13 protein-coding genes and 1 other RNA gene are annotated in these 13,239 nt (G+C 70.3%); 10 read left to right on the top strand and 4 right to left on the bottom strand.

The annotated features are described in order from the left end of the window. The first annotated feature begins 53 nt into the window (after positions 1 to 53). The 3 genes from ACWDTI_RS06490 to ACWDTI_RS06480 all read left to right on the top strand — a co-directional run bounded on the left by ACWDTI_RS06490 (position 54) and on the right by ACWDTI_RS06480 (position 4,015). The gene (locus ACWDTI_RS06490; protein WP_449737221.1) at positions 54 to 1,403 is read left to right on the top strand and encodes a family 1 glycosylhydrolase; all 1,350 of its coding nucleotides are present in this window, start codon (positions 54 to 56) and stop codon (positions 1,401 to 1,403) included. Continuing rightward, positions 1,400 to 2,224 (top strand): maleylpyruvate isomerase family mycothiol-dependent enzyme, encoded by an 825-nt coding sequence (locus ACWDTI_RS06485; RefSeq protein ID WP_449737220.1) that lies wholly within the window; start codon positions 1,400 to 1,402, stop codon positions 2,222 to 2,224. Before ACWDTI_RS06490 ends, ACWDTI_RS06485 begins: the two co-directional genes overlap by 4 nt. Positions 2,225 to 2,431: 207 nt before the next feature. Continuing rightward, positions 2,432 to 4,015, top strand: a complete 1,584-nt coding sequence (locus ACWDTI_RS06480) for a DUF222 domain-containing protein (protein ID WP_449737219.1) — start codon at positions 2,432 to 2,434, stop codon at positions 4,013 to 4,015. A 78-nt stretch (positions 4,016 to 4,093) separates the two neighbouring features. Here the strand turns inward: ACWDTI_RS06480 and ACWDTI_RS06475 are convergent, their stop codons facing one another. Next, complete coding sequence (locus tag ACWDTI_RS06475; protein ID WP_449737218.1) at positions 4,094 to 4,897, bottom strand: spermidine synthase; 804 nt, start codon at positions 4,895 to 4,897, stop codon at positions 4,094 to 4,096. A 25-nt stretch (positions 4,898 to 4,922) separates the two neighbouring features. Between ACWDTI_RS06475 and ACWDTI_RS06470 the strand changes: the two genes are divergently transcribed. After that, the gene (locus tag ACWDTI_RS06470) at positions 4,923 to 5,948 is read left to right on the top strand and encodes a cobalamin biosynthesis protein (RefSeq protein ID WP_449737217.1); all 1,026 of its coding nucleotides are present in this window, start codon (positions 4,923 to 4,925) and stop codon (positions 5,946 to 5,948) included. On the opposite strand, the gene ACWDTI_RS06465 is transcribed toward ACWDTI_RS06470, so the two are convergent. Beyond that, a complete protein-coding gene (locus tag ACWDTI_RS06465) occupies positions 5,926 to 6,867 on the bottom strand; it encodes an SURF1 family cytochrome oxidase biogenesis protein (RefSeq protein ID WP_449737216.1) in 942 nt (313 codons plus the stop codon). The genes ACWDTI_RS06470 and ACWDTI_RS06465 overlap by 23 nt on opposite strands. 59 nt (positions 6,868 to 6,926) lie before the next feature. Here ACWDTI_RS06465 and ACWDTI_RS06460 point away from each other — a divergent pair, with 59 nt between their 5' ends. After that, entirely contained in the window at positions 6,927 to 7,928 is a 1,002-nt protein-coding gene (locus ACWDTI_RS06460; RefSeq protein ID WP_449737215.1) for a zinc-binding metallopeptidase family protein, read from the top strand. A 3-nt stretch (positions 7,929 to 7,931) separates the two neighbouring features. On the opposite strand, the gene ACWDTI_RS06455 is transcribed toward ACWDTI_RS06460, so the two are convergent. After that, a complete protein-coding gene (locus ACWDTI_RS06455; protein WP_449737214.1) occupies positions 7,932 to 8,411 on the bottom strand; it encodes a low molecular weight protein-tyrosine-phosphatase in 480 nt (159 codons plus the stop codon). Further along, on the bottom strand, positions 8,404 to 9,120 hold the full coding sequence (locus ACWDTI_RS06450; RefSeq protein ID WP_449737213.1) for an HAD hydrolase-like protein: 717 nt from the start codon (positions 9,118 to 9,120) through the stop codon (positions 8,404 to 8,406). The genes ACWDTI_RS06455 and ACWDTI_RS06450 overlap by 8 nt, the downstream gene beginning before the upstream one ends. A gap of 30 nt (positions 9,121 to 9,150) precedes the next feature. On the opposite strand from ACWDTI_RS06450, the gene cobC reads away from it, so the two are divergent. The 5 genes from cobC to rnpB all read left to right on the top strand — a co-directional run bounded on the left by cobC (position 9,151) and on the right by rnpB (position 13,210). After that, positions 9,151 to 10,206 carry an Rv2231c family pyridoxal phosphate-dependent protein CobC gene (gene cobC, locus ACWDTI_RS06445; protein WP_449737212.1) on the top strand — a complete coding sequence of 352 codons (1,056 nt, stop codon included), beginning with the start codon at positions 9,151 to 9,153 and terminating at the stop codon, positions 10,204 to 10,206. Then, the gene (locus ACWDTI_RS06440) at positions 10,203 to 11,321 is read left to right on the top strand and encodes a Nif3-like dinuclear metal center hexameric protein (RefSeq protein WP_449737211.1); all 1,119 of its coding nucleotides are present in this window, start codon (positions 10,203 to 10,205) and stop codon (positions 11,319 to 11,321) included. The genes cobC and ACWDTI_RS06440 overlap by 4 nt, the downstream gene beginning before the upstream one ends. A gap of 49 nt (positions 11,322 to 11,370) precedes the next feature. Then, positions 11,371 to 12,108 (top strand): zinc ribbon domain-containing protein, encoded by a 738-nt coding sequence (locus ACWDTI_RS06435; protein ID WP_449737210.1) that lies wholly within the window; start codon positions 11,371 to 11,373, stop codon positions 12,106 to 12,108. 3 nt (positions 12,109 to 12,111) lie between these two features. Beyond that, positions 12,112 to 12,765, top strand: coding sequence for a histidine phosphatase family protein (locus tag ACWDTI_RS06430; RefSeq protein WP_449737209.1), 654 nt, complete (start codon positions 12,112 to 12,114; stop codon positions 12,763 to 12,765). Between the two features lie 9 nt (positions 12,766 to 12,774). Further along, an RNA gene (gene rnpB, locus ACWDTI_RS06425) (RNase P RNA component class A) lies at positions 12,775 to 13,210 on the top strand. Positions 13,211 to 13,239 lie beyond the last annotated feature (29 nt).

The following is a 13,239-nucleotide window of genomic DNA, read 5'->3' as shown; positions in this document are numbered from 1 at the left end:
GCGGGGGTGGTGGTTCGGTGGCGGCTGGTTCGGTTGGTGGGGGTGGTGGTTCGGTGGCGGCCGGTTCAGCCGGCGGGGGAGTCCGCTCGGTGGTCGCGCAGGTCGTCGTCGCGGTGATTGTGGTGATCGCGCTCGGGGTGCTCGCGACGCCTCAGGTCGCGGCAGCCCCCGCCCCACACCGCGACCCCCGGACACCGGCCGCGTTGCCGGCCGGATTTCTGTGGGGCGTCTCGTCCTCGGGCTTCCAGAGCGAGGGCTTCTCACCCGACAGCAACTGGTCGCGCTACGTCGCAGCGGGCCGGACCGACGACAAGGTGGGCACCTCGGTCGACTTCCGGCATCGCTTCCGCGACGACATCGCGCTGGCGGCGCGCCTGGGCATGAAGGTCTACCGGGTCGGCATCGAATGGGCGCGGATCGAGCCCCGCGACGGCGTGGTCGACCGGACCGAACTGGCCTACTACGACGCGGTGATCGCGGCGATCACCGCCGCCGGCATGCGGCCGATGATCACCCTCGATCACTGGGTGTACCCGGGCTGGGTCGCCTCCCGCGGCGGCTGGGCCGATCCGGCGACGCCGCGTCTGTGGCTTCGCAACGCCCGTCGCGTCGTCGACCGCTACACGCGGTACCACCCGCTGTGGATCACCGTCAACGAACCGATGTTCTACGCGGTGCAGGAGATCCGGATGGGCGCACTGCCGCCGGGCGCGCTGCCCGTGATGCTGGATCGGCTGGTGAGTGTGCACCGCGCGATCTACCACCACATCCACGGTCTCGACCCGAGGGCCATGGTGTCGTCCAATGTGGCGTACGTGCCGACCGTCGAACCCGTACTCGACTCGCAGTTCCTCGACCGGATCGCCGGCACACTCGACTTCGTCGGCTTCGATTACTACTACTCGATCTCGCCCGGCAACCTGAATGCCTGGCACGCGATCACCGGCCGGCCCTGGCTGGCCCCGGTCTCGGCGGACGGGCTGTATTACGCGTTGCGCCTGTACGCACGCCGCTATCCGGGTAAGCCGGTTTACGTCGTCGAATCGGGGATGCCCACCGAGAACGGTGCGCCCCGGACGGATGGATACCGCCGCGGCGATCACCTGCGCGACCTCGTCTACTGGATGCAACGTGCGCGCGGCGACGGCGTCGACGTGATCGGCTACAACTACTGGAGTCTCACCGACAACTACGAATGGGGAAGCTACACACCACGATTCGGGCTCTACACGGTCGACGTCAAATCCGATCGCACGTTGACGCGGCGACCGACCGACGCCGTCGCGGCCTATCGTGGCATCACCGCCGGCAACGGCGTCCCGCCCACCTACCGACCCACCCGTCCGCCCGAGGTCTGTTCCCTCGTCGCGGCACCCACGAGTTGTCTGGAGCCCGTCCGATGAGCCACACGTCCCTGCCCGTCACGCCGATCGTCGACGCCCTCACCGACGAGTGGGCTGCGCTCGACTCCCTCGCGGACTCCCTGACCGACGAGCAGTGGGCGGGCCCGTCGGTGCTGCCGGGGTGGAGCAACGCCGATGTGCTGGCCCACATCATCGGCACCGAGAGCCTCCTCGCCGGCCGTGATGTCGAGGCGCGACGTGACGTCGCGGCCCTCGATCACGTCCGGAACCCGATCGGCGAGCTCAACGAACGGTGGCTCGATCATTTCCGCGGCCGGCCGCGGGCCGACGTGATGGCCGCCTATCGCGAAATCATCGGTGTGCGCACAGATTCCCTTCGCGCGATGAAGCAGGCGGAGTTCGATGCCGACGCCATGACACCGGCCGGACCCGACACCTACGGCAGGTTCATGCGCATCCGCATCTTCGACTGCTGGATGCACGAGATCGACATCCGGGACAGCACCGACGGGTCGTCGCCGAGAGGGGTCGCGCCGACCGACTGGGCGCTCGCCGAGATAGCGGCGTCGATGCCGTTCGTCATCGGCAAACGCGCCCGCACGCCGAGCGGCACGTCGGTGCTGCTGCGGATCGGCGGACCCGCGCCCCGCGACATCCGCATCGTGGTGGCCGATCGGGCCGCGGCCGTGGATGGCTTCCCCGACGGCGACGAGAGCGCCGACGTCGCACTTTCGCTCGACGCCGTCGATCTGGCGCGTCTGGTCGGCGGACGTCGGACCGCGAACCCCGGGCGGGTACGGATCGACGGGGACCAGGCGATCGGGTCGGCGATCGTCGACAACCTCGCGTACGTCATCTGATTGGAATTCGTGTGCGAGGAATTGTTGGGTGCTGACAAACGCGTCATTCAGTTGAGAGAAGAAGCTGTCCTCCGAACGGACGACCGGCGACGCGAACGGATCCCGATTGCCCCGGATCGGCGATGCGATTCGACCGGGTGGCCGCGCCGGAGGTCGAGGTAGCGGAGACCTTGCGTCGGGAGGGCTGGCGCGCCTATACTCGAACACATGTTCGAGGGGGAGATTTCCGGAGGCGAGGTTCCGGAGGCAGAGGTGGTTGCCGCCTATCGGGATCTCGAGGCGGCGCTCGATCGGATCGCCGCTCTGGATACCACCCCGGCCACCGATGCGGAGGTGCTCGATGCGGCGGCCCGTCATGAGCATGTCGCGCGCCGCATGTACGCGATGGGGTTGCGGCGCATCGCTGATGTGTCCGACCGTGACGCCCACAAATCCTTGGGGAAGCGGTCGCTGTCGAACTATCTGACCAGCGAATTGCGGATCACCGACCCGAAGCGGCGGCTGCGGCACATGGTGGCGTTGATGCGCTGGCATTCGCTGCACGGTGATCTGCTCGACCCCCAGTGCCCGAACCTCGCGGCGGCCGCGGCGGAGGGGGCGGTCGGCCCGGAGCACATCCACACCGTGCTCGACACCCTCGACCGCATCCCGTCGGCGGTGTCGGCGCAGGAGAAGACGACCGCCGAGGCGATGATGGCCGATTTCGCCCGCGGTCTGGAACCCGCGGCCCTGGCCAAGGCGGGTGCCCGCATCCTCGATCACCTCGATCCCGACGGGCAGGTCACCGACGAGCGGGATCGCGCATTCCAGCGCGGCCTGACCGTCGGGAAACAAGATGCCCGGTTGATGAGCAAGCTGACCGCGACCCTGGACCCGATGACCCGGGCGATGCTCGACGTCGTACTGGCCGCCTGGGCCGCACCCGGGATGAACAACCCCGACGACACCCAGTCCCCGGGCGGCAGTGCCGACGACATCGACGATCGGGCGCTGGCCGAGGCCGCCTCGAGGGATCGCCGCTCGGACTCGCAACGCAAACACGACGCGTTCTCCGCGCTGCTGAAAGCGGTGCTCGACGGCGGGTTGTTGGGTGCCTCGCATCGCGGGTTGCCGCCGCATCTGATCGTCAAGATCAGCGAGGCCGACCTGCGGGAGCGGGCCGGGGTCGCCGAGACCGCCACCGGGGCGGTGGTACCGATCCGCGATGTCATCGACATGGCCGCCCGGGCACAACAGCATCTGGCGGTGTTCGAGGGTCACAGCGCTCAGATCCTGTATCTGGGACGGGCCAAGCGGTTGGCCAATCAATCCCAACGGTTCGCACTGTTCGCCGCCCACGGCGACGGGTGCAGCGCCCCGGATTGTGATCAGCCGTTCACCCACACCGAAGCCCACCATGCCCACCGGGAGTGGCGCGACGGTGGTCTGACCGATGTCATCGATCTGGCCCCGGCGTGTCCGAGACACAACCGGATGGTCGGGGACAGGCCCGGGCAGTTCAGTACCCACCTGGTGGCCGACGGTCCCGATGCCGGCGGGGTGGCCTGGACCCTCAACGGCGACGGGACCGGCCCGCCGAACCCGCCGCTCATCAACCGCACCCGCCAGATCGGGGAGATGATCGCCGCCTACCGGCGCGGAGAACGGATGACCGCCACCCCACGCGGTCCGACCCCGCACGGCACCCACGACACCCGGCCACCACCGGAACGCCGCCGCGTGCCCCGCCTGATCGCCACCGGATGGTCGGTCACCCGACTCGACCCGACCACCCTGCAACCCGCCGGCTGACCACGCACAGCGACGACACCCCGAGTCCCACCAGGGACATCGGGGCAGTCGTCCTGCCTTGCCTCTGTATCTACTGCTCTACTGGTCGTCGACGACCGCGCCGGAACCGAACTCGCGGGCTCGGCGTCCGGCCAGCATCTGCGCGGGCTGCGGGTCGCTCAGCAATGTGCGCACCAGTTCGGGGGTGTCCTCGACAGGGCGATCGCTGGCGGCGAGAACCAGGTTCCCGGTCCTGCGGCCTTTGAGCATCGCCGCATCGGCGATCACCGCCACATTCTCGAAAACCGAAGCGGCCGTGGCGACTTCGGCTCGGGCAACGGTCAGGTTCCGGTTGTCACCGCAGTTGGCCAGGTACAGCCCGCCCGGCGCCAGCACCTGCCGCACCCGGCGGACGAAGCCCGCGGTGGTCAGATGCTTCGGCGTGCGAGCCCCGACAAACGCATCCCGGATGACGACGTCACGCGTGTGCTCGGTCAGCGAGCTCACCACCTCCCGTGCGTCGCCGACCCGGATACGTAGCCGTGGCGCCCGTGGCAGATCGAACCACTCGCGGGCCAGGCGGGCGAGCTCACCGTCGATCTCGACGGCCACCTGCCGCGCGTTCGGATAGGTCGCCGCGAGGTATCGGGGGAGCGCGCACGCCGCCGCGCCGAGGTGGAGTACGCGCAGCGGTTCGGCACGGTCGAACCGATCCGCCATCACGGCCGCCATCTGTCGCATGTACTCGAAATCGAGCAACCCGGGATCGGTGTGGAGGTAGGAGCTCTGCGCGCCGTTGATGGTCAGCAACCATCCGCCCGCCACGGGGTCGCGGGCGAGTTCGGCGATACCGGTGTCGATGCGGTAGGTGCCCGGGACGGGCTCGGGGCGGGTTCTGGCCATCAGCGCACGAGTCTACGATCGCCTCGTGCCCCGTTCCTGTCGACCCGCGCCTCGGCACGCCGCGGTCGCCGCCGGCCTGCTGACCGGCTATGCCGCCGACCTTCTCCTCGGCGACCCGGCCCGATGGCACCCGGTGGCCGGCCTCGGTCGCACCATCGGCGTCGTCGAGCGGCTGACCTACCGCGATTCCCGAAGCGCGGGAGCACTGTTCACCACGGCGTGCGTCGGTGCCGCGGCCGGCGCGGGCCTGCTCGCACAGCGCACGGTGAGCGCACCGATGCTCGCGACGCTGACCGCGGCGACCACGTGGTCGGTCCTCGGCGGGACGACGCTGACCCGCGTCGGATCCGCGGTCGCCGACGACCTCGACGCGGGTGACCTCGAGGCGGCCCGCCGCCTCGTCCCGAGCCTGTGCGGCCGCGATCCCGAGGCCCTCGACGGTCCGGGCATCGCGCGTGCCGCCCTCGAGTCAGTCGCGGAGAACACCTCGGACGCCACGGTGGCGCCGCTGCTGTGGGGCGCCGCCGCGGGGCCGGCAGGTCTGCTGGCGTACCGCACCGTGAACACGCTGGACGCCATGGTCGGCTACCGCAACACCCGATACACCCGTTTCGGATGGGCATCGGCCCGCCTCGACGACGCGGTGAACCTCGCACCTGCGCGGTTCACCGGGGTGCTCGTCGCCGCTCTCGCTCGAGCGCCGAAGCGGGCGGCGGCCGCGTGGCGACGCGACGCGCACCGTCACCCGAGCCCGAACGCCGGGGTCGTCGAGGCGAGTTTCGCCGGGGCGCTCGGCGTGACCCTGGGTGGGCGCACCGAATACCCGCACGGCGTCGAGGAGCGGCCACGCCTCGGGAGCGGACCCGCGCCGACGGCCGCCGATCTGCGTGCCGCCGCGACGTTGTCTGGCCGGGTGCAGATGGCTGCCGCCCTCACCGCAGCCGGTATCGCCATGATGCTCGGCGGCGTACGCCGAACCGAACCGCGGCGCCGAACCGAACCGAGGCGCCCAACCGCATACCGGCGCCTCAGCCGCCGTAGCGCTCGGTGAGCTTCGCGCGGACGTCGTCCGAGGTGCCCGCCACGTCGGGCGCGTGGCCGATCTGACCGCGTTGCCGTGACCCCGACGCCGCCCCGGCGTCACGCAGGTCTGCCCGGACGCGGTCGCGCCGTTTCTCCGGCGGCGCGTTCTCGTCGTCGGGGGACGACCCATCGCCGTCCGACTGCCGCTTGGCGTTGCGTCGCTGTTTGATCTCCGAGTAGATGAAGTACGCCGCGCCGAGCGGGGCCATGATGCCGAACGCCAGCCACTGCAGGCCGTAGGACAGGTAGGGGCCGGATTCCAGTTGAGGGAGTGGGATCTCGCCGAGCGAGCCCGGCTGTCCGGGGGAGAGCTGCAGGTAGAACGGGTCCAGGGCGACACCCACCGCACGGCCCGCCTCCGCGGGATCGATCGTGTACACGGCGAGGGCGCCGGCCTCCGAGTGGGCGCCCCGGCCGGGGGTGGTGCCCTCGCTCTTGCGGATGCGCGCCGAGATGGTCGTGTCCTCGGCCGGTGCCGAAGGCACGTCGGGGATCGCCCCCTGTTCCGGCCGCACGTATCCACGGTCGACGAGCACGGTCCGGGCTGTCCCGTCGACGACGAACGGGGTCAGCACCTCGATCGCGGGTTGCTCGTCGACCGACCGCAGACGCACCAGGACCTGCTTGTCCGGCAGATAGTGGCCGGCCAGCGTGACCTCCCGCCACTCCGTGGAGGGGTCGAACGCGGCGCCGGTGGGCGCGATCGCGGCGATCGGTGCCGCGCCGGTGTTCATCGCGGTCTTGATCAGCTGGTTGCGTTCCTCGGTCGCCGAGTTCTTGCCCAACTGCCACGGCGCCAGAACGTAGAAGCACATCGCGGCGAATGCGACGACGACCACGCCCAGGACGATCCACCCGGGGCGCAGGAACGTTCGCACCACATGCACCCTTCAACGGTACCCAGCCGGACCGCTGTCCCTCCGCCAGGCCAGGTACCGTGGGGTCAATGCGAGATTTCCTCTGCCGCAAATGCGGTCAACGCCTGTCCTTCGAAAACAGCCTGTGCCTGCATTGCAAGAGCGCCCTCGGCTTCTGGCTGCCCACCCGAACGATCTACGTCCTCGACGACGAGGGTCGAGCCGAGGTGGACGGCCAGCTGACCGAACGGTGTGCGAACAACCAAGTGGCCCAGTGTAATTGGCTGGTCGCGTGGACCGGGGTGTCGACGCTGTGCGAGTCGTGCCGACTGACCCGGACCCGCCCGGCGGACGACGACGCCACCGCGCTCCCCGAGTTCGGCCGTGCCGAGACCGCCAAACGCCGGCTGGTCCTCGAACTCGCCGAACTCGGTCTGCCCATCATCGGCCGCGAGGAGAACCCGGCCACCGGTCTCGCGTTCGACCTGTTGTCGAGTGCGCACGAACAGGTCATCACCGGGCACGCCGACGGGGTCATCACCCTCGACCTCGCCGAGGGCGACGACGTCCATCGTGAACAGATGCGCGTCGAACTCGACGAGCCGTACCGGACGCTGCTCGGACACTTCCGTCACGAGGTCGGGCACTTCTACCAGATGGCGATCGTCGACGAGGCCGCCCGCCCGGGGTTCGAGGAGTTGTTCGGCAATCCCGACGACGACTATCAAGCCGCCCTCGATCGGCACTACTCGGAGGGTGCGCCCGTGGGATGGGACCAGAATTACGTCTCCTCATACGCGACGATGCATCCCGCCGAGGACTTCGCCGAGACCTTCGCGCACTATCTGCACATCCGGGACACGCTGGACACCGCGGCCGCGTTCGCGATGGCCCCCGCCGGATCAACCCTCGACAGTGAACTGCCGGGCGATGTCGGGTTCGGTCGCATCGTCGAGTGGTGGTTGCCGCTCTCGTGGTCGCTGAACCAGATCAACCGGTCGATGGGGCATCCGGACCTGTACCCGTTCGTGCTGCCCGACCATGTGCTGGAGAAGATGCGCTACGTGCACAACCTCGTCGCGCCGTCCTGACCGTCAGCCCTCGCCGAGCGCTTCGCGCACCCACGCCAGCAGACCGGGGACGGCCGCCTCGATCTGCCGGCGGGTGAGCGCGAAGTCGTCGCCGGTGCCGTAATACGGGTCGTTGAGGTCGAGGTCGTCGGGACCGGCGTCCGGGTCGAAGCTGCGCAGCAGACGGACCCGGTCGCCGAGGCGCTTGCGGTCGAGCTCACGCACGTGCCCGGTGTCCATCGCCACCAGCAGGTCGGCGTCGAAATGCTCGGGGGAGAGCTGGGCGGCGACGTGGTTGTCCGAATAGCCGTGGGCCAGCAGCTCGGTGCGGGCACGATTGTCGGCGGGCTCGCCGACATGCCAGCCGCCCGTCGCGGCGCTCGTCACCCGGACCCGCTCGCTCAGGCCGGCGTCGTCGACGGCGGCCCGGAAAATGTTCTGTGCCATGGGCGACCGGCAGATGTTGCCGGTGCACACGAAGCACACGTGTAGTTGATCAGACACCCAAAACCTCGCGCAGATCCGCAACCGAGTCGACGGTCCACGACGCCGCCTCGTCCTCCCCATGCAGAGCGTAACCCCATCTGACCAGGATCGCTGGTATGCCGAATCGGGCGGCTCCCTCGACATCGTGAGATCGGTCGCCGATCATCACCACCGGCGCCGAGGTCACACGGCCATCGGTGTCGGCGGTCACGCCGAGCCCGTCGAGCGCGTGCGCGATCACGTCCGATTTGGCGCGCCGCGAGCTGTCGTCGCTGGCGCCCGCGATGACCGCGAAGTTCTGGGCCAGCCCGAAGTGTTCGAGGATGATCCGGGCGGTGGTCTGGTTCTTCGACGTCGCGACGGCCAGGGTGCGGCCCGCGGCGGTCAGATCGGCAAGCAGCTCACCCATGCCGTCGAACACCGAGTTCTCCAGCCATCCGACCTCGGTGTAGCGCTCCCGATAGGCGCGCATCGCCGCGTCGGCGGTGGGGCGGTCGAGGCCCAGCCCGATCAACGTGTCGATCATCGGCGGGCCGGCGATCCCCGCCACCACATCGGGGTCGGGCTCGGGGGCGCCGACGGCGGCCAGCGCGTGCCGGAAGCTGTTGGCGATCCCCGCGAAACTGTCGGTGATGGTTCCGTCGAGATCCACGAGCAACCGGGTCGACGGGTCGGTCGGATCGGGATGGGTGGTGGCGTCGTCCGGGATATCGGTCGTTTCGGTCACGGTTCTATCGTGCACGTAATCTGATGATCTATGACATCGGGGCTGCACGAGCGGGACCGGCACGGCGACATCGACGCCGAACCGGGGCTCGTCGACTTCGCGGTGAACGTCCGCGGCGGGCCGCCGGAGTTCTTGCGTGCGGCGCTCGCCGCCCGGCTCGACGATCTCGCCGCCTATCCGTCGGTGCGCGACGAGGCGCGGGCCGTGGCGGCCATCGCCGACGCACACGACCGCCGCACCGACGAGGTGTTGCTGCTCGCCGGCGCCGCCGAGGGATTCGAACTCCTGCCCCGACTGGGACCGGCACGGGCCGCGCTCGTCCAGCCGTCGTTCACCGAACCCGAACTCGCCCTGCGCGCCGCCGGCATCCCGATCACCGACGTCGTCCTGCCGCCGCCGTGGCGACTGGAGCCGCGGCTGGTGCCCGACGATGCCGACCTGGTGGTCGTCGGCAATCCCACCAACCCGACGTCGGTACTGCACCCGACCGAACGGATCCGCCGGCTGCGCCGCCCGGGACGCATCGTGGTGGTCGACGAGGCCTTCGCCGACATCACCGTCGACCCGGTGAGCGGCCGATCCGAACCGGCCTCGCTGGCATCCTCCGCCGACGACGACATCATCGTGATCCGCAGCGTGACAAAGACATTCGGGCTTGCCGGATTGCGCGCCGGTTATCTGCTGGCGCATCCGGACCTCATCGGGCGACTGACCCGGGGCCGGCGGCCGTGGGCGCTGGGCACGCTGGCGCTGACCGCGCTGGCCGAATGCGCCGGGCCGGCCGGGCAGCGGTACGCGCATGAGCAGGCCGGCATCGTCGCGGCCGACCGCGCCCGGCTGGTCGCGCAGTTGCACGCCGCGGGCATCGAGGTGTGTGCGGCGCCGCAGTCGTCGTACGTGCTGATCGCCGTGCCGCAGGCCCTCGAGATCAAGCGGCTGTTGCGCGACAAGGGGTTCGCGGTCCGCAGTGCCGCGAACTTCGTCGGCCTCGACGACCGCCACCTGCGGATCGCGGTGCGGGATCCGCACACCACACAGACGCTGGTCGATGCCATCGTCGCGGCACGAGAGGAGATCGGGATATGACGGTCCGGCTGTCGGAGCTGATACAGATGCTCGACGACGCCTATCCGCCACGCCTGGCCGAGCCCTGGGACTCGGTGGGCCTGGTGTGCGGCGATCCGGCGGACCCGGTGTCGTCGGTGCTGGTGTGCGTCGACGTGACCGACGAGGTCGTCGATGCCGCGGTGGAGTCCGGTGCGGGCCTGATCCTCGCCCACCACCCGCTCCTGCTGCGCGGCGTCGGCTCGGTGGCCGCCGACACCGCGAAGGGCCGCATCATCCATCGCCTCATCCGGTCGGGCGTCGCGCTGTTCACCGCGCACACCAACGCCGACAGCGCCCGCCCTGGTGTCTCCGACGCACTCGCCGATGCCCTCGGGGTACTCGACACCGTCCCCATCGAGCCGAAACCGGTTGCGCCGATGGACAAATGGGTGGTGATGGTGCCCGAGGGCAACGCCGAACAGGTCAGCGAGGCGATGTTCGCGGCCGGCGCCGGCGCGATCGGCGAGTACCGCGACTGCTGCTGGTCGGTGGTGGGTACGGGGCAGTTCCTCGCCCAGGCCGACGCCAACCCGGCCATCGGGACCATCGGCGAACTCGCCCGGGTCGACGAGGACCGCGTCGAGATGGTCGCCGCCCGTCCGTTGCGCCGCACGGTGCTGGCCGCCCTGCGCGATTCGCACCCGTACGAGGAGCCGGCCTTCGACATCCTCGAACTCGCCGACCTCGACAGCGATCTCGGCCTCGGCCGGATCGGCCGGCTGGCGCGGCCGATCACCGTCGCGGAGTTCACCGAACATGCCGCACAGCAGTTGCGCAGCCCGTGGGGCGTGCGCGCCGCCGGCGACCCGGATCAGCTCGTGGAGACCGTCGCCGTCTGCGGCGGGGCCGGCGACTCGCTGCTCGACGCGGTCGCCGCGGCCGGCGCCGACCTCTATCTCACCGGGGATCTGCGGCATCACCCCGTCGACGAGGCCCGTCGCCGCGGCTCTCCGGTGCTGGTCGACGCGGGCCACTGGGCCACCGAATTCCCGTGGTGCGCGCAGGCCGCGGCGCTGTTGACGGAATCGGCGGGGGTGTCGGCGACGGTGTACTCGACACCGACCGATCCGTTCCGGGTCGTCGCGTACGGTTGACGCGAGAACAACCCGAAAAACAACACAGTGTGACGCGGAGGTGGCGAGAGTGAACGTGGATCCCGGGATGCAGCGGGTCCTGCTGGACGTGGCCGACGCCGACGCCGAACTCGTCCGGCTCGACCATCGCGGGAAGAACCTGGCGGAGGACGCCGAGATCGGCGAGCTGGAACGCAAGATCGACACCGCCCGCGACGACCTGGTCCGCGCCGAGATCTCCGCGGAAGATCTGACCCGCGAATACCGCCGCATCGACGGCGAGGTCACCGGCATGGCCGCGCGCGAGGCCAAGGACTCGGCGCTGCTGACCGCCGGTGGGCTGGCCGCCAAGGCACTGTCCGAGCTGCAGCACGAGCTGACCGGACTCGCCCGGCGGCGCGGTGTGCTCGAGGACGATCTGCTCGCCATCATGGAGCAGCAGGAGGCCGTCGGCGCCGAACAGCAGCGGGCCGCCGCCACCATCGAACACCTCAGCTCCGAGTTGGCCGCCACCCGCGAACGACGCACCGCGGCCGCCGACACCATCACCGCCGACCGGGCCGTCGTGGCCGCCCGACGGGACACCCTGGCCGGTGAGATCACGCCGGAACTGCTTGCGGTGTACGACAAACAGCGCGTCGGCGGGCGTGTCGGCGCCGGCCTGCTGCGCGCCCGGCGGTGCGGGGCGTGCCGGATGGAACTCGACCGCGGCACGCTGGCGTCGATCGCCGCGCAACCGGCCGACGTCGTGGTGCGGTGCGAGGAGTGCGGCGCGATCCTGGTGCGCACCGCCGAGTCGGGGCTGTAACCGGTGACGTCGACGGCTGCGCCGACCTGGCAGGGACAGCGCTTGGCGCCGACCCGGCTGGTGCTGCTGCGCCACGGGCAGACGCCCTTGTCGGTCGAGCGCCGCTACTCCGGGCGGGGCAATCCCGCGCTCACCGATCTCGGCCTGCAGCAGGCCAAGGGCGCCGCCGAACGGCTCGGCGCGGACACCGGCATCGGCGCCGTCGTCTCGTCCCCGCTGCAGCGGGCCACGGCCACCGCCGAAGCCGTCGCCGACCGGCTGGGCATCGAGGTCGAGATCGACGACGGGTTCATCGAGGCCGACTTCGGCGACTGGGAGGGCCTCACGTTCACCGAAGCCGCGCGGCGTGACCCGGACCTGCATCGCCGGTGGCTCGGCGACATCGAGGTCCCCACACCCGGCGGGGAGAGCTTCGCGCAGGTCGCCGACCGCGTACTCGAGGCGAAAGACCAACTACTGCAACGCTATCCGGGACAGACCGTCCTGGTGGTGTCACATGTGACGCCGATCAAGACGCTACTGCGCGACGCCCTGCGCAGCGGCCCGGAACTCCTCTTCCGGCTGCATCTGGACCTGGCGTCGATATCGATCGCCGAGTTCTACCCCGACGGCGGGTCGGTGGTCCGGCTGGTCAACGACACCGGTCATCTATCCTGAACGGGCGAACGAGTCGGCCGGGCGGCCGCGGCGCGCGGAACGGTCCGGGTCACCGGGCACGCCGATCGCCGAGGAAAGTCCGGACTCCGAAGAGCAGGGTGGTTGTCAACGGCAACCCGGGGTGACCCGCGGGACAGTGCCACAGAGAACAGACCGCCGCCACGACCTGCGTCGGGGCGGTAAGGGTGAAACGGTGCGGTAAGAGCGCACCAGCGACGCGGGTGACCGCGCCGGCTTGGTAAACCCCACCCGGAGCAAGGCCGAAGCGTGCACCCGGAGCGATCCGGGAGTGCACGTGCGCGGGTGTTCGAGGGCTGCTCGCCCGAGCCCGCGGGTGGGCCGCTCGAGGTACCCGGCGACGGGCTACCCAGATGGATGGTCGCCACCGGCGTCGCGGTTCACCGCGACGCCGGGACAGGATCCGGCTTACACGCCGACTCGTTCGCCCATCGGCCGGCCCCGGTCTCGATAGGG

The sequence above is a fragment of the Gordonia sp. NPDC003424 genome (assembly GCF_053588655.1).
This window is presented reverse-complemented; position numbering and strand designations above follow the sequence as displayed.